General features: G+C 69.3%; 18 protein-coding genes. 3 read left to right on the top strand and 15 right to left on the bottom strand.

All coding sequences use genetic code 11. The features are described 5' to 3' along the window. Positions 1 to 31 precede the first annotated feature (31 nt). Positions 32 to 949 (bottom strand): gluconeogenesis factor YvcK family protein, encoded by a 918-nt coding sequence (locus ACFOY2_RS23770; RefSeq protein ID WP_379530527.1) that lies wholly within the window; start codon positions 947 to 949, stop codon positions 32 to 34. A 132-nt stretch (positions 950 to 1081) separates the two neighbouring features. Between ACFOY2_RS23770 and ACFOY2_RS23765 the strand changes: the two genes are divergently transcribed. After that, positions 1082 to 1498: a hypothetical protein gene (locus ACFOY2_RS23765; protein ID WP_379530285.1), complete on the top strand. Its 417-nt coding sequence runs from the start codon at positions 1082 to 1084 to the stop codon at positions 1496 to 1498. A gap of 173 nt (positions 1499 to 1671) precedes the next feature. On the opposite strand, the gene rapZ is transcribed toward ACFOY2_RS23765, so the two are convergent. The 6 genes from rapZ to uvrA all read right to left on the bottom strand — a co-directional run bounded on the left by rapZ (position 1672) and on the right by uvrA (position 9751). Next, positions 1672 to 2538, bottom strand: coding sequence for an RNase adapter RapZ (gene rapZ / locus ACFOY2_RS23760; protein ID WP_357812348.1), 867 nt, complete (start codon positions 2536 to 2538; stop codon positions 1672 to 1674). Between the two features lie 389 nt (positions 2539 to 2927). Then, positions 2928 to 4832 (bottom strand): excinuclease ABC subunit UvrC, encoded by a 1905-nt coding sequence (gene uvrC, locus ACFOY2_RS23755; protein ID WP_379530526.1) that lies wholly within the window; start codon positions 4830 to 4832, stop codon positions 2928 to 2930. A gap of 441 nt (positions 4833 to 5273) precedes the next feature. Beyond that, the gene (locus ACFOY2_RS23750) at positions 5274 to 5699 is read right to left on the bottom strand and encodes a Rieske (2Fe-2S) protein (RefSeq protein WP_379530284.1); all 426 of its coding nucleotides are present in this window, start codon (positions 5697 to 5699) and stop codon (positions 5274 to 5276) included. A 45-nt stretch (positions 5700 to 5744) separates the two neighbouring features. Continuing rightward, a complete protein-coding gene (locus ACFOY2_RS23745; protein ID WP_379530283.1) occupies positions 5745 to 6212 on the bottom strand; it encodes a Rieske (2Fe-2S) protein in 468 nt (155 codons plus the stop codon). 111 nt (positions 6213 to 6323) lie between these two features. Further along, the gene (locus ACFOY2_RS23740; RefSeq protein ID WP_379530282.1) at positions 6324 to 6728 is read right to left on the bottom strand and encodes a Rieske (2Fe-2S) protein; all 405 of its coding nucleotides are present in this window, start codon (positions 6726 to 6728) and stop codon (positions 6324 to 6326) included. 182 nt (positions 6729 to 6910) lie between these two features. Beyond that, on the bottom strand, positions 6911 to 9751 hold the full coding sequence (gene uvrA / locus ACFOY2_RS23735; RefSeq protein ID WP_379530281.1) for an excinuclease ABC subunit UvrA: 2841 nt from the start codon (positions 9749 to 9751) through the stop codon (positions 6911 to 6913). A gap of 218 nt (positions 9752 to 9969) precedes the next feature. Here uvrA and ACFOY2_RS23730 point away from each other — a divergent pair, with 218 nt between their 5' ends. Next, positions 9970 to 10770, top strand: coding sequence for a maleylpyruvate isomerase family mycothiol-dependent enzyme (locus tag ACFOY2_RS23730; RefSeq protein WP_379530280.1), 801 nt, complete (start codon positions 9970 to 9972; stop codon positions 10768 to 10770). Continuing rightward, positions 10767 to 11423 carry an MBL fold metallo-hydrolase gene (locus tag ACFOY2_RS23725; RefSeq protein ID WP_379530279.1) on the top strand — a complete coding sequence of 219 codons (657 nt, stop codon included), beginning with the start codon at positions 10767 to 10769 and terminating at the stop codon, positions 11421 to 11423. Before ACFOY2_RS23730 ends, ACFOY2_RS23725 begins: the two co-directional genes overlap by 4 nt. A 413-nt stretch (positions 11424 to 11836) precedes the next feature. Here ACFOY2_RS23725 and pssA read toward each other — a convergent pair whose 3' ends face one another. The 8 genes from pssA to steA all read right to left on the bottom strand — a co-directional run bounded on the left by pssA (position 11837) and on the right by steA (position 20623). Further along, complete coding sequence (gene pssA / locus ACFOY2_RS23720) at positions 11837 to 12670, bottom strand: CDP-diacylglycerol--serine O-phosphatidyltransferase (protein WP_357812333.1); 834 nt, start codon at positions 12668 to 12670, stop codon at positions 11837 to 11839. Next, complete coding sequence (locus ACFOY2_RS23715; protein ID WP_379530278.1) at positions 12657 to 13304, bottom strand: phosphatidylserine decarboxylase; 648 nt, start codon at positions 13302 to 13304, stop codon at positions 12657 to 12659. Before ACFOY2_RS23715 ends, pssA begins: the two co-directional genes overlap by 14 nt. Before the next feature lie 108 nt (positions 13305 to 13412). Continuing rightward, entirely contained in the window at positions 13413 to 14396 is a 984-nt protein-coding gene (locus ACFOY2_RS23710) for a TerC family protein (RefSeq protein WP_379530277.1), read from the bottom strand. A 175-nt stretch (positions 14397 to 14571) separates the two neighbouring features. Next, positions 14572 to 15765 carry a glycosyltransferase gene (locus ACFOY2_RS23705; RefSeq protein ID WP_379530276.1) on the bottom strand — a complete coding sequence of 398 codons (1194 nt, stop codon included), beginning with the start codon at positions 15763 to 15765 and terminating at the stop codon, positions 14572 to 14574. Positions 15766 to 15910: 145 nt separating this feature from the next. Then, on the bottom strand, positions 15911 to 17503 hold the full coding sequence (gene murJ / locus ACFOY2_RS23700) for a murein biosynthesis integral membrane protein MurJ (protein ID WP_379530275.1): 1593 nt from the start codon (positions 17501 to 17503) through the stop codon (positions 15911 to 15913). A gap of 72 nt (positions 17504 to 17575) precedes the next feature. Continuing rightward, positions 17576 to 18451 (bottom strand): hypothetical protein, encoded by an 876-nt coding sequence (locus ACFOY2_RS23695; RefSeq protein WP_379530274.1) that lies wholly within the window; start codon positions 18449 to 18451, stop codon positions 17576 to 17578. Position 18452: 1 nt separating this feature from the next. Continuing rightward, on the bottom strand, positions 18453 to 19430 hold the full coding sequence (locus ACFOY2_RS23690) for a copper transporter (protein WP_379530273.1): 978 nt from the start codon (positions 19428 to 19430) through the stop codon (positions 18453 to 18455). Next, positions 19427 to 20623, bottom strand: coding sequence for a putative cytokinetic ring protein SteA (steA, locus tag ACFOY2_RS23685; protein WP_379530272.1), 1197 nt, complete (start codon positions 20621 to 20623; stop codon positions 19427 to 19429). The genes ACFOY2_RS23690 and steA overlap by 4 nt, the downstream gene beginning before the upstream one ends. Positions 20624 to 20634: the final 11 nt, after the last annotated feature.

Genomic DNA, 20634 nt, shown 5'->3' with positions numbered 1-20634 from the left:
CTCTCGCACCTTCGCGCCACGCCGACCAGGATCAACGCTTCTGGAGGAAAATCTCGTCAAGGACGGAGGCAAGACGTCGTGGGTCATGCCTCGGCGAGCCGTCAGCGGCGGCCACATCGGACAGGACGAGCCGCGCGCCGAGCGCCGCGGCGGCCTTCTTCAGCGCGTCGTGGTCGTCCACCACTCCTGTGTCGGCGAGTACGACATCGATCGCCAAATCGGGCGCGTGCTGCCGGAGCACCTCCAAGTGCTGCTGAGGGGAGAAGTCGTCGGTCTCACCCGGCTGGGGGGCCAGGTTGAGGGTTACCAGCCGCTTGGCTCTGGTCTTGTGCAGCGCCCTGGCCAGTTCGGGCACTTTCAGGTGCGGCAGCACGCTGGTGAACCACGAGCCGGGCCCGAACACCACCCAGTCGCCCTCCAGCACCGCCGCGATCGCCTCCGGCCGGGCGGGCGGGTCCTCGGGCACCAGCGAGATGGCCTGCACGCGTCCGGGCGTCAGCGCGCACGCCACCTGTCCTCTTACGGTCGATCTGACGCCGTCGAGCTCCACCTCGGCCACGATGTCGAGCGGCACAGAGGCCATCGGCAGCACCCTGCCGTGCGCGCCCAGCAGCCGCCCGACCCAGTCGAGCCCGGCCACGGGGTCGCCGAGCAGTTCCCACAGGGCTACGATCAGCAGGTTGCCGACGGCGTGCCCGTGCAGCTCGCCCTCGCTCCTGAAGCGGTGCTGCACGACCTCGCTCCAGGTGCTGCCCCACTCGTCGTCACCGCACAGCGCGGCCAGCGCCATACGCAGGTCGCCAGGGGGGAGCACGCCGAGCTCGCGCCGCAGCCGTCCGCTGGAGCCGCCGTCGTCGGCGACGGTCACCACGGCGGTCAGCCGATCGGTCACCATCCGTAAGGCCGACAGGGACGCGAACAACCCATGCCCGCCGCCCAGCGCCACCACCCGCGGCCCGGTCCCCTGGAATCCGACGCTCGGGTACGCCGCTTGTTCCGCCGGCGCCGACCCGCCATCGAGCCCGTCTCCGGCCGCCTCTGACGACGTCGCCCAAGCCGAGCCCGCACCGAAGCCATCATCGTGGCTCAACCTGACATCAACCCGCTCCCGGCCCGACCCGGCCTCGATCTGGCCGTGCGCCGACCCGGCACCGGCCCGTTCACTGTCCGGCCCGGCGTCACGCTGGTCACGCCCCAAGCCGTCACTCCGCTCGCGGCTCAACTCAGCATCAACCCGGCCATCCTCCAACCCACCATCATCGCGGACACGCCCCATTTCGGGACCGGGCCGCTCAAGCCCCAGCCCCCCGGCATGCCCCGCATCAAGATCAGGCGGCCCAAGCCCCGAACCGACGTCATCCCGACCATCTCCGACACCGGAGTCACGGACACGCCCCGAGCCGGCGTCACCCCGACCATCTCCGACACCGGAGTCACGGACACGCCCCGAGCCGGCGTCACCCCGGACGCGACCGACATCAGGCCGATCATGGCCTGAGCCGACGTCAGCCCGATCATGGACTCGCCCGGCATCGGGCCGATCACGGCCCGAGCCGACGTCAGCCCGATCAGGAACGGCGGAGCGCGACCGGTCTGCCGGGCTCGGGGCGTCGACGCCCGGACCAGCCGCTATCGGGTCAGGCAAGGCCGCTTCCGCGAAGCCGTCATCCGTCACTCCCGCCCCACATCCCGGTGACTCACCTGGACCTCCATCCCGCGGTCACGCAGGCGGGCGGCGACCTGCTCCGCCATGGCCACGCTGCGGTGCTTGCCTCCGGTGCACCCGACCGCGAGCGTGGCGTAGCTCTTGCCCTCGCGCGTGTATCCGGCCGCGATGACCTGCAGGACCTCCTCGTAGGCGTCCAGGAACTCCTTGGCCCCCGGCTGGCCCAGCACGTAGTCGCGCACCGGAGCCTCCAGCCCGTTCATCGGCCGCAGTTCGGGCACCCAGTGCGGGTTGGGCAGGAACCGGCAGTCGACGACGAGATCGGCATCGACCGGCAGCCCGTATTTGAACCCGAACGACACCACGTTGACCCGCAGCCCCGGCCGATCCTCCCCGCCGAAGTACGCGACGATCTTGTTGCGCAGTTCGTGGACGTTGTGCGACGAGGTGTCGATCACCAGGTCGGCGTTGGCCCGAACCTCACGCAGGATCCCCCGTTCCCTGGTGATGCCGTCGACCAGCCGCCCCTCGCCCTGCAGCGGGTGCGGCCTGCGCACGTTCTCGAACCTGCGCACCAGCTCCTCGTCGCTGGCTTCCAGGAACACCACCCGCACCCGTACGCCGCGGCCTTCGAGCTCCTCGATGGCCGCGTTGAGGTCGGTGGTGAACGCCAGGCTGCGCACGTCGACGACGGCCGCAACCTTGTCGGCGGCCAGCTTGACCTTGCCCGCCTCCTCCGCCATGGCGAACAGCAGCCCCGGCGGCAGATTGTCGATCACGAACCAGCCAAGGTCTTCAAGCGCCTTGGCCGCTGTGCTGCGTCCCGCCCCGGACATGCCGGTGACGATGACGAACGCCGGCTCGGTGCTCATCGTCCCACTCCGTCCGCAGGTCCGGTTTCGAAGATCTTCATGTCAGCGCCCTCCCCGCCCAGCGCCTTCCCTTGGTCGTCGTCCAAGATCCCAACACCCCGTTCCATCGGTACGGGCCACCGACGCGCCATCGGCCACTGACCCGGCACACCCGTAACCACCCGCCGACGGCCGGCAGCCCCCTCGACCCCCGGCCCCCGCCGACGACCGGCACCCGTGCCCCTCGGCGATCGGCGCGTGAACCACGCCACCCCATCGGAGCCCGAGCACCCCACAACCATGAGCACCCCGAGCCCCACGCCCAGCGCCGCGACCATCCCCGGCGCCGATCGCATCCCCCGCTCGTCCTGCCACGCCCCCGGCCATGGCGCCTGGGCATCCTGGCGGGATCACGGTGACTCTCCCTTCAGCGTGGACACGATGACCTCGGCGATGGACGGGCCGATGCCGGGAACCTCGCAGATCTCGGCGGCAGTGGCCTCGCGTAGCTTCTTCACGGATCCGAAGTGTTTGAGCAGCGCCTGCCTGCGCGCCGGCCCGAGACCGGGCACGTCGTCGAGCACGCTCTCCTTCACCGCCTTGGACCTCTTCGAACGATGGTAGGTGATGGCGAACCGGTGTGCCTCGTCACGCACTCGTTGCAGCAGGTAGAGACCTTCGCTTGAACGAGGCATGATCACCGGCTGATCGTCGCCTGGCAGCCACACCTCCTCCAGCCGCTTGGCCAGCCCGCACACGGACACGTCGTCGATGCCGAGCTCGTCGAGCGCCCGCTGGGCGGCCGCCGCCTGGGGCCCGGCGCCGTCGACGACGACCAGGTTGGGCGGGTAGGCGAACTTGCGCGGTTTGCCGGTCTCGGGGTCGATGGGCCCTCGGCCGTCGTCGTCCTCGGCGGTCAGCTCGCCGGTCGCCGAGCGTTCCTCCAGGTAGCGGCGGAACCGCCGCATGATCACCTCGTAGATCGAGGCGACGTCGCCCTCTTTGGTCTTGACGGCGAAGCGCCGGTATTCGCTCTTGCGCGGCAGGCCGTCCTCGAACACCACCATCGAGGCCACGACGTTCTCGCCCTGCAGGTGAGAGACGTCGTAGCACTCGACGCGCAGCGGCGCCTGGTCGAGGTCGAGCGCGTCGGCGATCTCCTGCAGCGCCTTGCTGCGCATGGTCAGGTCACCGGCCCGGCGGATCTTGTGCTGGGCCAGCGACTCCTTGGCGTTGCGTTCAACGGTCTCCATCAGCGACTTCTTGTCGCCACGCTGCGGCACACGCACCTCGACGCGGGTGCGGCGCTGCTCGGTGAGCAACTCGGCGACCGCCTCGCTGTCTGGCGGCAGAGCCGGCACGAGCACTTCGCGGGGCATCGTTTCCGGGCTCGCCTCGGCATACATCTGCAGGAGGAACTGCTCGACCAGCTCGCCCGGCGAGGTCTCCTCGACCTTGTCGACCACCCACCCGCGCTGGCCCCTGATGCGGCCGCCGCGCACGTAGAAGACCTGAACGGCGGCTTCGAGCGGATCCTCGGCCAGCGCGATCACGTCGGCGTCGGTGGCCTCGCCCAGCACGACCGCCTGCTTCTCCAGGGCCCGCTGCAACGCCTGGATGTCGTCTCGGAGCCGGGCGGCGCGCTCATACTCCTGCTCGTCCGCGGCCTCGCGCATCTCCTTCTCCAGCCGCTTGATGAAGCGGCTGGTGTTGCCGGCCATGAAGTCGCAGAAGTCTTCCGCCAGCCGGCGGTGCTCCTCGGGGGTGACCCGGCCGACGCAGGGCGCCGAGCACTTGTCGATGTAGCCGAGCAGGCACGGCCGCCCGATCTGCCCGGCCCGCTTGAACACTCCCGCGCTGCACGTGCGTACGGGGAAGACCCGCAGCAGCAGATCGACGGTCTCGCGAATGGCCCAGGCGTGCGAATAGGGCCCGAAATACCGCGTGCCCTTGCGCTTGGCGCCCCGCATGACCTGCACACGCGGGAAGTCCTCGCCCATGGTGACGGCGAGGTAGGGATAGGATTTGTCGTCGCGGTACTTGACGTTGAAGCGCGGGTCGAACTCCTTGATCCAGGAGTATTCGAGCTGCAGCGCCTCGACCTCGGTGCCGACGACCGTCCAGTCGACGTCGGCGGCGGCCTTGAGCATCGACTGGGTGCGCGGGTGGAGCGCGGTGAAGTCGGCGAAGTAGGAGTTGAGCCGCTGGCGCAGGCTCTTGGCCTTGCCCACGTAGATCACACGGCCGTGCGCGTCCCTGAACCGATAGACCCCCGGCGACTCGGGGATCGAACCCGGTTGGGGCCGGAAACTCAAGGTGCTGCCCGCTGATCTCGCCACACTCAAAGCCTAGTAGCCCACACCGACAAGCTCGCCCGCCGTGCCAACGCACCCGGCACCGACACGGCGACCGCACTGACATACCCAGCCCACCGAAAACCACGGGGCCAGCCCACCAAGAACCACCAGGCCGGCCCACCAGGAACCACCAGGCCGGCCCACCAGGAACCACCAAGCCGGCCCACCGGAAACCACCGAGCCGGCCCACGTTGCGCTCCGTAACGGTGGCGCGCCACTGACCGGTCAGCGGCCGTTTCCTGGACAGAGGCGAGCCAGCGGCGGCGGGTGGTGGCCACGGCAGCGCGTAAAGAAGCAAGGGCATTCACGCCCAACGGCGCGGAACGGCCGGACACGGCACAGCCCGGAACCACCAGCCCCCACCACGCCCGAAACCACCCCGGCTGCGGACCGTCGGGGCTAGGCGAGTGTGATCTGGTCTCCGTCGACCTTGATCTTCTGCGCGGGCAGTGGCTTGTCGGCCGGCCCGTCCGTCACCGCGCCGTCGGCGATGCCGAACTTGCTGTTGTGGCACGGGCAGACAATCACTCCGTTCTCGACGCTGCCGACCGTGCACCCGTTGTGCGTGCACACCGCGCTGAACGCCTTGAACTGCCCGGAAGTGGGCTGAGTGACCACGATCTTCTGGTCCTTGAAGATCGTCCCGCCACCGACGGGAATGTCGGCGGTCTTGGCCAGCATCCCACCGGCCGGCGTGCCGGATTCTGTGCCACCCGAGGTCTGTGCGGTGTCGCTGCCGCCGCCGCACGCGCTGATCGCCAGGGCCAGGCCACCGGCACCAACGCCGGCGAACACGGTACGACGGCTTCGAAGGTCATCTCCCATGGGCTCACCCAACCGCACGTAGGTGAGAAAATCATGAGACGCGGCCTATGCAAGCCGAATCTTGTCCCCGTCCACCGTGATCTGTTTCTCTTCGAGCGGCGAACTCGCGGGCCCACCCGCCACGGAGCCGTCGTCGATCTTGAACTTGCTGCCATGGCACGGGCAGTTGATCGTCTTGTTGGAGACGGTGGCGACCAGGCAGCCCTGATGGGTGCAGACCGCCGTGAACGCCTTGAACTCACCCGCGGTCGGCTGCGTCACCACGATCTTCTCCTTCTCGAAGACCTTGCCACCGCCCTCAGGGATGTCGGCGGTGGCGGCGAGCGCCTTGGCTTCCGACGATCCGGCCTCTTCCTCCTTCTCCGCAGGGGCCTCGGACGACGGCTCCTGCGAAGGCGGCTCGGCGCTGGCTTCCGTCGTCGGCACGCTGTAGCTCGCACACGCCGTCAGGACCGCCGCGAGCCCGGCGCCGCCTGCGCCGAGAAACATCGTGCGGCGCGTCGTTTCCGTCATTATGTGTCCTCCCAGATTGGTTCTCCTTCAGGTACGGCCAGCGCCCTCGCGCCGGTTCAGCGTGCCCGAGCCCAATCCGGGTTATTACGCACAATTACCGGTTCTGCTCGTTCAGACCACCACGATGCCGTCGCCCTCGACCTTGATCTTGAACGAGGCCAGTGGCGCGGTGGCGGGCCCCTTGGTGGCCTGGCCGCTGTCGGCGGCGAACTCGCTGCCGTGGCAGGCGCACCTGATGACGTTCTCCTTGGGGGTGCTGACCGCACAGCCCTTGTGGGTGCAGATCGAGCTGAACGCCATGAAAACGCCCTGCGTGGGCTGCGTCACCACGACCTTCAGGTCCTCGATCAGCTTGCCCCCGCCCACGGGGACGTCGGCGGTCTTGGCGATGACCTTGCCCTTGAGACTCGGCTGGGCCTTGGCGTCGCCCGAGCCGCATCCCGCGAGCGCCAGCCCGCAGGCCGCGACCCCGGCCGCCCCCAGCATCTCGCGCCGCCCGACCCCGTTTTCCGGCATGGCTGCGCCCCGCCCCTCAACCGTCATCGTTTTGCCGACCCTCCGCGTCGCCGCCGACCCCCTGCAGGTCAGGCCGTGAACCGAGTACCAACCTTATTGACGGCACCCCTCGGTCCGGTCAGCGGGTGGTCAGCGGCCCCCACACCATTCGGCGCGGGGGCCGCAAGCTCACGCGCAAGCCCTCAGAACTCCAGGATCTTCCGCAGGAACCGCCCGGTGTGGCTCTCGTCCACCAGCGCGATCTCCTCCGGCGTCCCGGACGCCACCAGGGTCCCCCCGCGGGATCCGCCCTCGGGCCCCATGTCGATGATCCAGTCGGCCGTCTTGATGACGTCGAGGTTGTGCTCGATGACGATCACCGTGTTGCCGCCGTCGACCAGCCGTCCGAGCACTCCCAGCAGCCGCCGGATGTCCTCGAAGTGCAGGCCGGTCGTGGGCTCGTCGAGCACGTAGATCGTCCGCCCGGTCTGCCGCCGCTGCAGTTCGGAGGCGAGCTTGACGCGCTGCGCCTCACCACCGGACAGCGTGGTGGCCGGCTGTCCGAGCCGGACGTAGCCGAGCCCCACGTCGTTGAGCGTCTGCAGGTGACGCTTGATCGCGGGAATCGCCTCGAAGAAGCCCAGCGCCTCTTCGATCGGCATGTCGAGGACCTCGGAGATCGTCTTGCCCTTGTAGTGGACCTCCAGCGTCTCCCGGTTGTAGCGGGCCCCGTGGCAGACCTCGCAGGGGACGTAGACGTCCGGCAGGAAGTTCATCTCGATCTTGATGGTGCCGTCGCCCGAGCACGCCTCGCAGCGCCCGCCCTTGACGTTGAAGCTGAAGCGCCCCGGCTGGTAGCCGCGCACCTTGGCCTCCGTCGTGGCCGCGAACAGCTTGCGGATGTGGTCGAACACGCCGGTGTAGGTGGCGGGGTTGGAGCGCGGGGTGCGCCCGATCGGCGACTGGTCGACGTGGACGACCTTGTCGACCTGGTCCATGCCGTTGATCCGGGCGTGCCGCCCCGGCACCGTGCGCGCCCCGTTGAGCTCTTTGGCCAGCGCGTTGTAGAGGATGTCGTTGACCAGCGTCGACTTGCCGGACCCCGACACGCCGGTCACCGCCGTGAACACGCCGAGCGGGAACTCGATGTCGACGCCCTTGAGGTTGTGCTCGCGCGCGCCCTTGACCGTGATCTGCCGCTTCTTCTCGCGCTTGCGGCGTTTGGCGGGGATGGGGATGCTCTTGCGTCCGGACAGATACTGCCCGGTCAGCGACCCCTCGCTGGTCAGGAGGTCCTGGACGGTACCGGACACGACGACCTGGCCGCCGTGCTCGCCCGCGCCGGGGCCGATGTCGACCACCCAGTCGGCGGCCGCGATCGTGTCCTCGTCGTGCTCGACCACGATCAGGGTGTTGCCCATGTCGCGCAGCCTGACCAGGGTCTCCAGCAGCCGGATGTTGTCACGCTGGTGCAGCCCGATGGACGGCTCGTCCAGGACGTAGAGAACGCCGACCAGGCCGGAGCCGATCTGCGTGGCCAGCCGGATGCGCTGCGCCTCGCCGCCGGCCAGGGTCGCCGCGGCCCGGTCCATGGTCAGGTAGTCGAGGCCCACGTCGAGCAGGAACCCCAGGCGGGCGTTGATCTCCTTGACGACCTGCTCGGCGATCTGCATGTCGCGGTCGGACAGCTTGAGCCCGCCGAGGAACTTCGCGCACTCGCCGATCGACATGGACGAGACCTCGGCGATCGACCTGTCGGCCACCGTCACCGCCAGGGTGACCGGCTTGAGCCTGGCCCCCTTGCAGGCGGGACACGGGATCTCCCGCATGTAGCCCTCGAACCGCTCGCGGCTGGCGTCGCTCTCGGCCTCGGCGTGCCGGCGCTGCACCCAGGGGATGACCGGCGTGAAGGTGGTGTAGTAGGAGCGCTTCCTGCCGAAACGGTTGGCGTAGCTGACGTGCACCTGCTCGTCGTGGCCGTACAGCAGCGCTTTCTGCGCCTTTTTCGACAACTTCTCCCACGGGGAGTCGAGGGAGAAGCCGATCGTGTTGCCGAGCGCCTCGATCAGCCGGACGAAGTAGTCGCTGGTGTGGCCGCCGGACCAGGGGTGGATCGCGCCCTCGCGGAGCGTGCGCTCCGGATCGGGCACCACCAGCTCGGGGTCCACCTCCATTTTCGTGCCCAGGCCCGTGCACTCGGGGCAGGCGCCGAACGGGGAGTTGAAGGAGAACGAGCGCGGCTCCAGCTCCTCGAACGACAGGTCGTCGTAGGGGCAGTAAAGATGCTCGGAGTAGAAGCGCTCACGGTTGGGGTCGTCCTCTGGAAGATCGACGAACTCCAGCGTGATCGTGCCGCCGGACAGCTGCAACGCCGTCTCGACCGAGTCGGTGAGCCTGCGCCGCGCCGACTCCTTGACCGACAGGCGGTCGACGATGACCTCGATGTCGTGCTTTTCGTACTTCTTCAGCGTCGGCGGCTCCTCCAGCCGCACGATGGTGCCGTCGACCCTGGCCCGGGCGAAACCCTTGGTCTGCAGCTCACGGAACAGCTCACCGTACTCGCCCTTGCGGCCCCTGATGACCGGGGCGAGCACCTGGAAGCGGGTGCCCTCTTCAAGGTCCATCACGCGGTCGACGATCTGCTGCGGCGACTGCCTGGCGATCGGACGCGCGCACACCGGGCAGTGCGGCTTGCCGATGCGCGCCCACAGCAGTCGCAGGTAGTCGTAGACCTCGGTGATCGTGCCGACGGTCGAGCGGGGGTTCTTGCTGGTGGCCTTCTGGTCGATCGACACCGCGGGCGACAGGCCCTCGATGAAGTCGACGTCGGGCTTGTCCATCTGCCCGAGAAACTGGCGGGCGTACGCCGACAGGGACTCGACGTAGCGCCGCTGGCCCTCAGCGAAGATCGTGTCGAAGGCCAGGCTCGACTTGCCCGAGCCGGAAAGGCCGGTGAAGACGATCAGCGCGTCTCGCGGCAGGTCCAGCGAGACGTCCTTGAGGTTGTGTTCTCGTGCTCCACGCACGATCAGGCGGTCTGCCACGGTGATCCCGGAAGTCGAAAGGCGGATAGGTCCACGGGGGATGGTAGACGGGGGCTCCGACAATTTCGGCGACCCGCTACCCGGCCCCCGAAAATCCGTCCCTCACAGGTTACGGCCATCTCCCGTCCAGGCAGGATGCCTTTAGCACTCAACCCGTTGACCTGCCGTTCTATGCCCCCGCCAGTCCAGGGACACCCTAAATGATGAAAAATCCAGACATGTCCGTCCTGCCTGCGCTGCAGGCCGAGCTGGCCTCGGCCACCAACCGCCTCCTGGCCACCGCCGCCACCCTCTCCGACGCCGACCTCGCCGTCCCGTCCCTGCTTCCCGGCTGGACCAGGGGCCACGTCCTCGCCCACGTCGCCCAGGGCGCCGCCTCCCACGTCAACCTCCTGACCTGGGCGAAGACCGGCGTCAGAACCCCACAGTACGCCTCCATGGCGGCCAGGAGCGCCGCGATCGAGGCCGCGGCCGTCCACTCAGCCGCCCGGCACCTCACCGATCTGGAGGCCGGCGCCGCCCGGCTGGCCGCGGCCATCCGCGACCTGCCCGATCATGCCTGGTCCGCGTCCGTGGAGGGCATGCGCCCGCCGCCCCATCCCGCCTGGTACGCGCTCATACGCCGCCTGCGCGAGATCGGCGTCCACCACGTGGACCTCGACGCCGGATACGGCCCCGCCGACTGGCCGGAGCCGTTCGTCCTGCGCGAACTCCACGACACCTTCGCCTGCTGGCCTCGTGGCCGCGGCCCACTGAGCGAGGTCGTGATCAAGCGGACCTCCGGCCAAACCCTCACCAGATGGGGCGACCTGGGCACCGGCCCCGCCGTCGAGGGCACGCCGTGCGACATGCTGGCCTGGCTGAGCGGCAGGTCGCACGGCGAGGGCGTTAATCTGGTGACCATGGGCCGGTCGTTCACGCAGATCTCCGGCGGCGCAGGGCTTCCAGAGCCGCCGCCGTGGCTGACGATGCCGGCTCCCGCTGATCTGCCCACGACGCCCCCGAAGGACTATCCATGACCTACACAGGTGACGTCCAGGTCGGCGGTCCCGCCGACGTGCGTGAGCTGCCCGCGCTCACGATCTGCAAACTCGCCGTCGGCCCGTACGACAACAACGCCTATCTGCTGCGTTCCACCGAAACCGGCCAGGGCCTGCTCATCGACGCGGCCGCCGACTCCGACCGTCTGCTGGCCCTGATCTCCGACGAGCCGGTCGGCGCGATCGTCACGACGCACCAGCACGGCGACCACTGGCAGGCCCTCGAACAGGTGGCCAAGGTCACGGGCGCGCAGGTCGTCGCCCACCCGCTCGACGCGCCCGCCCTCCCGCTCCCGGCCGACCGCACGGTCGAGCACGGCGACACGATCGAGTTCGGCGGCATCACGCTGGAGGTCATCCACCTGCGCGGTCACACGCCCGGCTCGATCGCCCTGCTGTATGACGGCGGCGAGGCGGGCCACCACCTGTTCACCGGCGACTCCCTGTTCCCCGGCGGCGTCGGCAACACCTGGAAGGACCCGGAGCGCTTCGCCCAGCTCTACAACGACGTCGTCGAACGCGTCTTCAACCGCCTGCCCGACGAGACGTGGGTGTACCCGGGCCACGGCAAGGACACCACCCTGGGTGCCGAACGCCCGTCCCTCTCCGATTGGAAGGCCCGCGGCTGGTAGGAACACCCGCCGCACTCGCATCCAGCGTCCCGCGCCGAGACGCCGTCCGGCCGTATCCGAGCGCCCCTGCGCTGCGCTCGAACCCGGCATTTCACGCCGCCGGCGCCTCTGCGGCACGCTGGACCGCCACACACTCCCACCCAGCGCGCCTGCTCCTATGTCCGCGCGCTCAAACGTCCCAACCCAGCCGACTTCAGCCCAGAAGAGGGCGATGCGTGCCCGGATCAACGGTCCCGGCCGGCATGAGCGTCTCGGGATCGCCGACGCGCAACGCGGGCGGGGACGCTCTGAGGCTGACCGTCAACCCGCGTTGCTCCAACTCCGTGGCCGGCGCCGAGAAAGTACCTGCGCGTGTGTTCGCGCGACCCGGCCGACATGGCTTCATCAAAGCCGAAGAAAGATGAAAAATCCCATCAATTGCTGATGCTGCTGATGCGTTCGGCTTCGCGCCGCTGCTCGCGCTTGTAGAACAGCACCCGCAGCGGAATCGCCGCCACCAGCGCGATCTGCATGGTCGCACCGATCTTGATCGGCAGGTCGCCGCCTTCAGGCCAGGCGACCCAGAAGGTCAGGAACGCCACGTTCACCAAGATCCAGCCGAGCACGACCGCGGCGAGTTGCCCCTTCGGCTTGGGGTACTCGATGCGGCTGACCATCAGCCACGCCACGCCGAGCACGGCCAGCAACGACCAGATGCTGGGCTGGAACAGCAGCACGATGGAGATCACCGTCATGGCGCCCATGGGAATGGGCAGGCCCATGAAGTCGCCGCTCTTGGTCTTGACGCAGGCGAACCTGGCCAGCCGGACGACCCCCGCCACCAGCACGGCGGCGGCCGCGGACACCACGGCGGGGAACGGTACCTGATCGGTGAACCCGCCCCAGATCACGACCATGAACGCGGGCGCGAACCCGAAGCTGATGACATCGGCCAGATTGTCGAGTTCGGCGCCCATCGCGGACGCGCGGAAGCGCCGCGCGACGAGGCCGTCGAACAGATCGCACGTCGCGCCGATGAGCAACAGCACGATGGCGGTAGCGAAATAACTGGGCGCCGGTGTGAACCGGCCACCGTCGACCTGCAACTGCTGGATGGCGGAGTACGCCAGGACGCACACCGCGAGAAAGCCGCAGACCGCGTTGCCCAGCGAGAGCGAGTCGGCGGCCGACAGACGGAAGGCCTTGCCGACGGGACCCCGAGGCTCTTCCTCGTCCGCCTGCCAACTGCCGGCGTCAGCCGCGGTCAATTCTGGTCACCCCCGCAACCATCTTCTCCCCCACGGACACCGCGGGAGAAATCCCTTCCGGAAGGTAGAGATCGACCCGCGAACCGAACCTGATGAGCCCGATCCGCTCAGCCTGCTCAACCTTCGCGCCAGAGCTTATGTACGGCACGATCCTGCGCGCCACCGCGCCCGCGATCTGCACCATCTCGATGTCGCCCAGCGCGGTCTCGAAATGCCACACCACGCGTTCGTTCTGATCGCTGTCCTTGTTGAACGCCGGCAGGAACCCACCTGGCACATGCTGCACGGATGCGACATTTCCCGCAAGGGGGGCACGGTTGACGTGGACGTTCAGCGGGCTCATGAAGATCGCGACCCTGGTGCGGCCGTCACGCCAGGGGTCGATGCTCTGCACCACACCGTCGGCGGGCGACAGGATGCGCCCCTCACCAGGGGTGCGGTCGGGGTCGCGAAAGAACCAGAGCATTCCTCCGGTGAGCGCGCTCAGCGGCACCGCCGCGAGCGCCCATCGCCGGTCCCGGCGCGTCAGCAGCGCCGTGGCGGCCGCAGCGGCCGCCGTCGGGAGAAACCAGGGGGTGACCCCGCGCGCGAGCTTGAACCCCGCGCGACTCGCCTTAGCAGAATCGTCTGACACGTACAACCTTTGATGGTGACTGGACTGGGCGCTTTGCCATGATGTTACAGAACGAGTAACTATGACACGGCACAACTACACAAGCAAAGCGCCTCGAAGCCCTTTTCGCTAGACCTGCTCCGGGTGGGCTTGCTCGCCCTGGCGCGCGTCGATGCGGGCCTTGACCAGGCTGGCCACGGTGGTGATGACCATCGTCGCGCCGATGACCGAGAGCGACACCCAGATGGGAATTTCGGGCGCCCAAGAGACATGGCTGGCATGCAATGCCTCCAATATCAGCTTAACCCCGATGAACCCTAGGATGAACGCCAAACCATAGCTGATGTAGACGAGCCGCTGCAGCAGCCCGCCCAGCAGGAAGTACAGCTGACGCAGCCCCATCAGCGCAAACGCGTTAGCCGTGAAGACGATGAACGGATCCTTGGTGAGTCCGAAGATCGCGGGGATCGAGTCGAGAGCGAACAACAAGTCGGTGCTCCCGATCGCGACCATCACGATGAGCATCGGGGTCACCATGCGCTTGCCGTCGATCTTGACGGTGACCTTCGAGCCGACGTACCCCTCGGTGGTGGGGAACGCCTTGCGCACCCACCTCAGCAGCACGTTCTCGTTGAACTCCTCTTCATCGCCCTTCATGTGCTGGCGGATGAGGTTGACGGCCGTGTAGATGAGGAAGGCGCCGAAAACGTAGAACAGCCAACTGAACCGCTCGAGCGCCGCGGCGCCGAGCGCGATGAAGATGCCGCGCATGACCAGCGCGAGCAGGATGCCGACGAGCAGCACCTTGTGCTGGTACGCCCGTGGCACGGCGAACCTGCTCATGATGATGAAGAAAATGAAGAGGTTGTCGACGCTCAGGCTGTATTCGGTGATGTAGCCGGCGAAGAACTCTCCCGCCTTGCCACCGCCGAGGGTCACCCACAAGACCACGCCGAACACCATGGCCAGGGCGACGTAGAACGTCACCCAGTATCCGGCCTGCCGCATGGAGAACTCTCGGGCTTCTCCACGATCGACAATCCACAAGTCAATGGCCAGAACAACAATGAGACCGCCGATCACGGCGATCCAGGCCCAGGCGGGTACGCCCACTAAAACCCTCCGGCATGCAGCATTCAGCGCCGGAGGTCTCTCCCGCCCGCGCAAAGCCGCGGACCGGCAGCCCCGGGGGCCCCGTGGATTGGGGCGGCACCGTGATGACGAGGCTGTCGCGAAGGGATACTCCCCTCCCTAACCCACGCAGTATATGAGAATGCCTTGACCCGGCCTAATCACCCTTGGGGTTCCAGACGCCGTACGCCTCGGCCACACTGTCCACGACGTCGTCGTCACCGGGCATCCGCGCCCCCCTCCGGGCAGCCGCCGCAGTCAGTCTTTCCGCAGTTCCAGGCGCTGTGAGCAGCTCCTGGACGGCCCTGCGCAACCCCGCTACGTCCCCATACGGAACCAGAATCCCGCCATCTCCCAAAATTTCTGGAATCCCACCTACATCGCTGGCAATGGCCGGTCTTCCCGCCATGAGGGCCTCCCGAAGGGTGAGCGGCTGCCCCTCCCACCGGCTCGGCATCACCAGCGCAACGGCGGCCCCCAGCAGGTCGGGCACGTCGCGCCGATTGCCCAGCAGGAGCACCGGCAGCCCTTCCGCCGTGATCCTGCGCTCCAGCTCGCCGCGGAGCGGGCCCTCGCCGGCCACGACGAACAACGGCTGCCCGTCCCAGGGCCCGGCGGCCACGTCGAGCAGCGTGTCGAGCCCCTTCTGCTGGGCGAGCCTGGCGACGGTCAGGAAGATGGGCCGCTCACCGGCCTCCAATTCCTGCCGGACCTCCTCGGGCGTGCGCTTCGGCGGCCCGGGGGCGGGCGCGGCCACCACGGCGCCTCGCACGTCCGGGGCGCCCAGGTGCCGCATCCGATCGCCGAGGTCGGGCGAGACGACGAGCACCTGGTCGGCCCGCCCGGCCACGATCCGCTCCAGCACCCCGTAGACGGCCCCGACGAACCCACCGGCGGTCAGGGCGTTGTGCAGCGTGACCACCAGCCGGGACCCCTCACGCGGCCGACGTCCGGTGGCGATCGCTCGCCACGGAACACGCAAGGCCCTGGCGATCGCCTGCGCTGGGACACGCAGACCCGGCACGGCCGTGGCGAGCGCTCGCCCGCCGCCGCGCATGCCCAGGGCGGCCAGCGCCCCGGCCCGCAGCCCGTGGGCGTGCACGACGTCGGCGTGCCGGGTCAGCCGCCGGATCGCCAGGACCGCACGCAGGTCGTTGACGGGATGCGGCCGGTCGGAGACGGCCACCTCGGCGAAGCGCGCCCCCGCCCCGGTGAACGCGAACGCCTCCTCGACGCTGCGCGGGCCCACGACGAGCACGCGATGCCCGCGCTGTACCAGCCCCTCCACCAGCATCAGGACATGCCGCCCCGTGCCGCCGGACGTGGTGCCCAGCACGAAAGCCACCCGCACGATCCGCTCCTCCTTCAGAAACCCTCACCACGAACGCTCGCCACCGCAGTCTCTCCGACCGGCAGTTCCTCGCCACGAGCTCGCCACCCAGCCTCTCCGACCGGCGGTTCCTCACCAGCGAGCCATCTCAACCGGGTCGGCAAGCTCAACCCCCGCCCCGCCGCAGCAGCCCGGCCACCGCGCCCGCGTCGTCCCGATCAACCACGGCCAAGGCCGCCGCCCCCACCACCAGCGCCACCAGGGCGGCCAGCACGGCGGCCCCCAGGTTCGCCCACATCCCGCTCGCGCCGAGCCACCCGACCACACCGGCTCCCGCCAGGTACCCCAGCAGCCCGCCGGTCACCGCCGCCCCCGTGGCCCGAAGCAGCCCGGCCGCTGCCGCACGCCCCCGGACGCGCACCACGGAGCCGAGCAGCAACGCCCCGCCCACGCTCATCCCGACGCTCATCCCGAGCGCCATCCCGCCGATCTTCCAGCCGTCGGGCAGCACCAGCACGAAGACGGTCTGCGCCGCCATGACGACCAGCCAGCCCACCACGGTGCCGGTGGCGGCGGCCCGGCCGCGCCCGGCGGCGTACAGGACGCGGCTCAGGTGCGCGATGAGCCCGTATCCCACCAATCCGGGCGCGAACAGCGCGACAGCGATGGCCATCTGGTCTGCGGGGACCTGGCTGTTGCCCCAGAGGAACACGATGGACCCGGGCCCGGCCGCCGCCGCCAGCACCCCGGCGGCCAGCCCGGACACCAGCACGACGGCCCGCGTGGTGCGCGCCGCCAGCGCGGAGAAGGCCTCCGAATCGGCGGCCTGCGCCGACAGCCGGGGGAAGGCGCTGGTGGCGATGGGCACGGCCAGCACGGCGTACGGCACCAGGTAGATCGCCCACGCGTAGTTGTAGACGGTGATGGCCGCGTTGCCGATCAGGTTGTTGGACAGCACCAACACCATGATCATGGCGGCCTGCTGCGCCAGCAGCGCCGCGATCCCGGCCGTCGCCAGCCGCCGCACCTGCCCGGCCACGCCGTCGGGGAAGCGCAGGGTCGGCCGCCAGCGCAGCCCCAGCCGGGCCGTGGGCCCGATCACGGTCAGCACCAGGAACAACACCCCCAGGCTCGTGCCCACCGACAGCGCCAACTCGGCCGGGCCCGGCAGGTCGGCGGGGTTCCTCTCTCCGCCGCTGAGCGGCACGAACAGCAGGTAGGCCACGATGACCACGATGCTGGACACCAGGGGCGCGACCGCGGGCCCGGCGAACCGATTGTGCGACTGGAGCACGCCGTAGAGCACCACGGCGACGCCGTACAGGGGGATCTGGGGGGCGAAGACGACCAGCATCCGGGTGGCGACCGCGATCACCGAGCCCGCATCGGGGCAGTCCTTGATGGTCTCGCCGAAGAACAGCCCGATGACCGGCCCCGCGAACAGCGCGGTGAGTACGCCCAGCGGCACCAGCACCACGACCACCCACGTCAGCAGCGCCGAACTGATCCAGCCCGCCCGCGCGCGGCCCGCCCCCGCGAGCACGGGGACGACCATCCCGGCCAGCGCCCCGCCGACCACGACCTCGAAGATGATGTTGGGGATCTGGTTGGCCGTCATGTAGGCCGTGGACAGGCAGTTCGTCCCGACGGTCTGGGCGAAGGCGTACTGCTTGGCGAACCCGGTGACGCGCGCCAGCACGGTGATCGCGCCGATGAGCATGGCACCGCCCGCCACGCCCCGCGCGGTCACCACGCCCATCCGGCCTCCCCGGCCACGCACCCGGTCACGCGGACATCATGGCAGGCCACACCCACAATCGCGCGCGACGGATCACACGGAGTCGGCCGGACGGCGGCCGAGCATGTCGAGGCGGTTGAGCACGGGGTTGGCCGCGATGACCTTGGTGAAGCTGACCTTCTCGGCGGCCGCCGTGAGGGCCACGACGGTGCCGAGCACGGCGTACCGGCCCGGCCTGCCGAGCTTGGTGACGGCGGCGAGCCCGAGCAGGGCGCCCAGGGAGTTGGCGCCGGCGTCGCCGAGCATGGCGCGCTCGCCGAGGTCGTCGGGCAGCAGCGCCGCGGCGGCCCCCAGCGGAACGGCGGCCAGCGCCGCGGCGGCGGGAGAGCCGCGCAGGAGCGTGGCGGCCAGCAGCGGCCCGCCGGTCAGCAGCCCGACCTTGATGGCCCGGCCGGGACGCAGGTCGAAGAGGTTGGCGAGGTTCGCGGCGCCGGCGATGGCGGCGCCGTTGACCAGGGTGTCGACGGGCCCTTGGGAGACGAGGGCGGCGGCGCCGAGGCCGGTGGCGCCGATGCCGAGGATCTTGACGGCGCCGCTGGTGACCTCGCCGCGGGTGAGCGCGGTCAGGTGGCCCTTGAAGCCCTTGGAGGAGGTGGTGCCGTACAGGTCGTCGTAGGCGCCGAGCGCGCCGCTGCCGACACCCGCGACCAGCGCGGCCAGGCGCAGCCGGCCCGGCAGGCCGGGCGTGAGCGCGGCCGCGGCGCTGGAACCCGCCACGAACGCGGGCCCTTCGAGCAGGGTGATGGGCTCGCCGCGATGGTTCTTACGCGTCCAGCGGCCACCCAGGTCGGCAGGCCGGTTCCGGGTGAAAGCGGCGTAGGCGGCGCGCGCCGCCACGGCGCCGATCGCGGCTCCGGCGAGGGCGGAGAGAATGCTAACGCGCGCAGCGGACAGCAGGCCACGGGCCATGTCAGCTCCCTGACTGGGTGGTGGGTGACGGGGTCGCGGACGGCACCGCGGGCATCGGGGCCGAGGCTCCCTTGCCGATGCCGTACTGGCCGGCGCGACCGCTCAGTTGCTCCCGGAGAGAAAGGACGATGACGACGCGGCCCCCCGGCATATCCGCGTTGTCCACGGTGGAGACCCGCTTGGAGATCTCGCTGTCGTCGCGTACGGCGGTGACGGCCTCGCCGGGAAGACCGGTGGTGGCGGCGGCCCCGACCATCACCGTGCCCTTGCCCGCGGCGTCGAGCCCGTCGGCCACCGAGGCGAGCGCGCCGGCCTGGGCCTCGGCGTTCTCCCCTTCGTAGGGCCGCTCCGGCGCGAACATCACGGCGAGCGTGGCCCGCTTGTCCACCTCGCCCTCGGCGCTCAGCAGCCCGCCGGTCTCGAAGGTGCTGATGACGTCGGCCGTGGCGGGGTTGGGAGTGTTGGCCTGGGCCGGGTCGTTGGTGATGAGGGACGCGGCCAGCAGCGCGCCGGCTCGGTCCCAGCTCGTGGCCGTGGGCTGGAACACCATGCTGGCGGGTTTGAGCTGGTTGACCAGGCCGTCGATCACGCCCTTGCCCTTGGGGTCGAGGAACTTCTCGGTCAGCGTGACCTGCCCGGACACCTCCGCGCCGGCCTGGTCGAGCACCTGCTTGGCAGCATCTCGGACGGTGGCGTTGGCCCCGGGCGCGTCAATCAGGAGCACGCGCTGGCCGGTCAGGTCGCCCGCCACGAGATCGGGCGTCATGGCGGTGACGAGGGCGTCGTTGCCGGCCTCGCGGCCCTCCAACGCGTCGATCTGCACCCGCAGTTCGTCCTTCGTCTTGGTGAGCGCGGCGGTCATCTCCTGCGCCGATCTGACCGCCGGGTCCTGCAGCAGTGTGGTGCCCAGCACGATCCCCACCGCGAGGGCGAGGAAGATCGCGACGATGGAGACGAGGTGGTAACGAAAATCGATCACGAGAAGAGTCCGACCAGCCAGAAGATGAACGCATTCCAGACGTCTTGCAGTCCGTTCAGCCAGGTCTGGCCGAGCGGCGAGAGGGAGAGCGACACCCCCATGGTGATCAACGCGGTGATCACCAGGAGAAGGAGCTGGGAGGTGCTGATGCGGCTGCGGTAGAGCCTGCTCACGCCCTTGGCGTCGATGAGCTTGCTGCCGATGATCAGGCGGGTGAGGAAGGTGCTGGCCATCCCCGGACGCCCCTTGTCGAGGAACTCCTCCAGCGTACCGTGGGTGCCGACCGCGACGATGAGCTCGGCGCCCTTGTCGTCGGCGAGGATCATCGCGATGTCCTCGCTGGTGCCGGTGGCGGGGAAGATCACCGCCTCGCGGCCGAGCTGGTGCACGCGCTCCAGGCCCGGCGCCCTGCCGTCGCGATAGGCGTGGACGACGAGCTCGGCGCCGCAGGTCAGGGCCTTGCTGGAGACCGAGTCGAAGTCGCCGACGATCACGTCGGGCAGGTAGCCGGCCTCCAGCAGCGCGTCGGCCCCGCCGTCGACGCCGATGAGAACCGGCCGGTATTCGCGGATGTAGGGGCGAAGGGTGGCGATGTCTTCCTTGTAGTGATATCCGCGCACCACAATGAGGGCATGCCTGCCCTCGATGGGGGTGCGGATCTCAGGCACGCCGACTCCGTCGATGAGGAGCTTGCCCTCGCCGCGAACGTACTCCATCGTGTTGACGGCGAAAGCCTCGATCTGCACGGACAGCCCGGCGCGGGCCTCGGCCATCGCGGCCTCGACGGCCTCCGGGGTCTGGGTGTCGCCCTTGCCCACCACGTCGTCGTCGAGGTAGACGACCCCGTCGCAGAGCCGGACCACGTCGCCGTCCTTGACGCGCTCGAACAACTCGCGGTTTACGTTGTCGACGAACGGGACGCCGGCTTCCAGCAGGATCTGCGGCCCCAGGTTGGGATAGCGGCCACTGATCCCGCAGGCGACGTTCACCACGGCGGCCGCACCGCATGCGACGAGCGCCTCCGCGCTGACCCGGTCAACGTCAACATGGTCGATAATCGCTATTTCCCCGGGCTTGAGGCGCTTGGTAAGCCTCTTCGTACGCCGGTCGATTCTCGCCACTGCCGTCACACCGGAAAGGTCTCCGACCTTCCTGCCACGGAGGCCCGGCATTTTGCTCCCCGGAACCTTCATCAAGACCATCC

It is taken from the genome of Nonomuraea purpurea (assembly GCF_042650645.1).
GTDB lineage: Bacteria > Actinomycetota > Actinomycetes > Streptosporangiales > Streptosporangiaceae > Nonomuraea > Nonomuraea purpurea.
This window is presented reverse-complemented; position numbering and strand designations above follow the sequence as displayed.

Coding starts and splice junctions, on each gene's coding strand:
- rapZ (WP_357812348.1), bottom strand. CDS start 2,538: ATGAGCACCGAGCCGGCGTTCGTCATCGTCACCGGCATGTCCGGGGCG.
- ACFOY2_RS23750 (WP_379530284.1), bottom strand. CDS start 5,699: ATGGGAGATGACCTTCGAAGCCGTCGTACCGTGTTCGCCGGCGTTGGT.
- ACFOY2_RS23745 (WP_379530283.1), bottom strand. CDS start 6,212: ATGACGGAAACGACGCGCCGCACGATGTTTCTCGGCGCAGGCGGCGCC.
- ACFOY2_RS23740 (WP_379530282.1), bottom strand. CDS start 6,728: ATGCCGGAAAACGGGGTCGGGCGGCGCGAGATGCTGGGGGCGGCCGGG.
- ACFOY2_RS23730 (WP_379530280.1), top strand. CDS start 9,970: ATGTCCGTCCTGCCTGCGCTGCAGGCCGAGCTGGCCTCGGCCACCAAC.
- ACFOY2_RS23725 (WP_379530279.1), top strand. CDS start 10,767: ATGACCTACACAGGTGACGTCCAGGTCGGCGGTCCCGCCGACGTGCGT.
- murJ (WP_379530275.1), bottom strand. CDS start 17,503: ATGGGCGTGGTGACCGCGCGGGGCGTGGCGGGCGGTGCCATGCTCATC.
- ACFOY2_RS23695 (WP_379530274.1), bottom strand. CDS start 18,451: ATGGCCCGTGGCCTGCTGTCCGCTGCGCGCGTTAGCATTCTCTCCGCC.
- steA (WP_379530272.1), bottom strand. CDS start 20,623: ATGAAGGTTCCGGGGAGCAAAATGCCGGGCCTCCGTGGCAGGAAGGTC.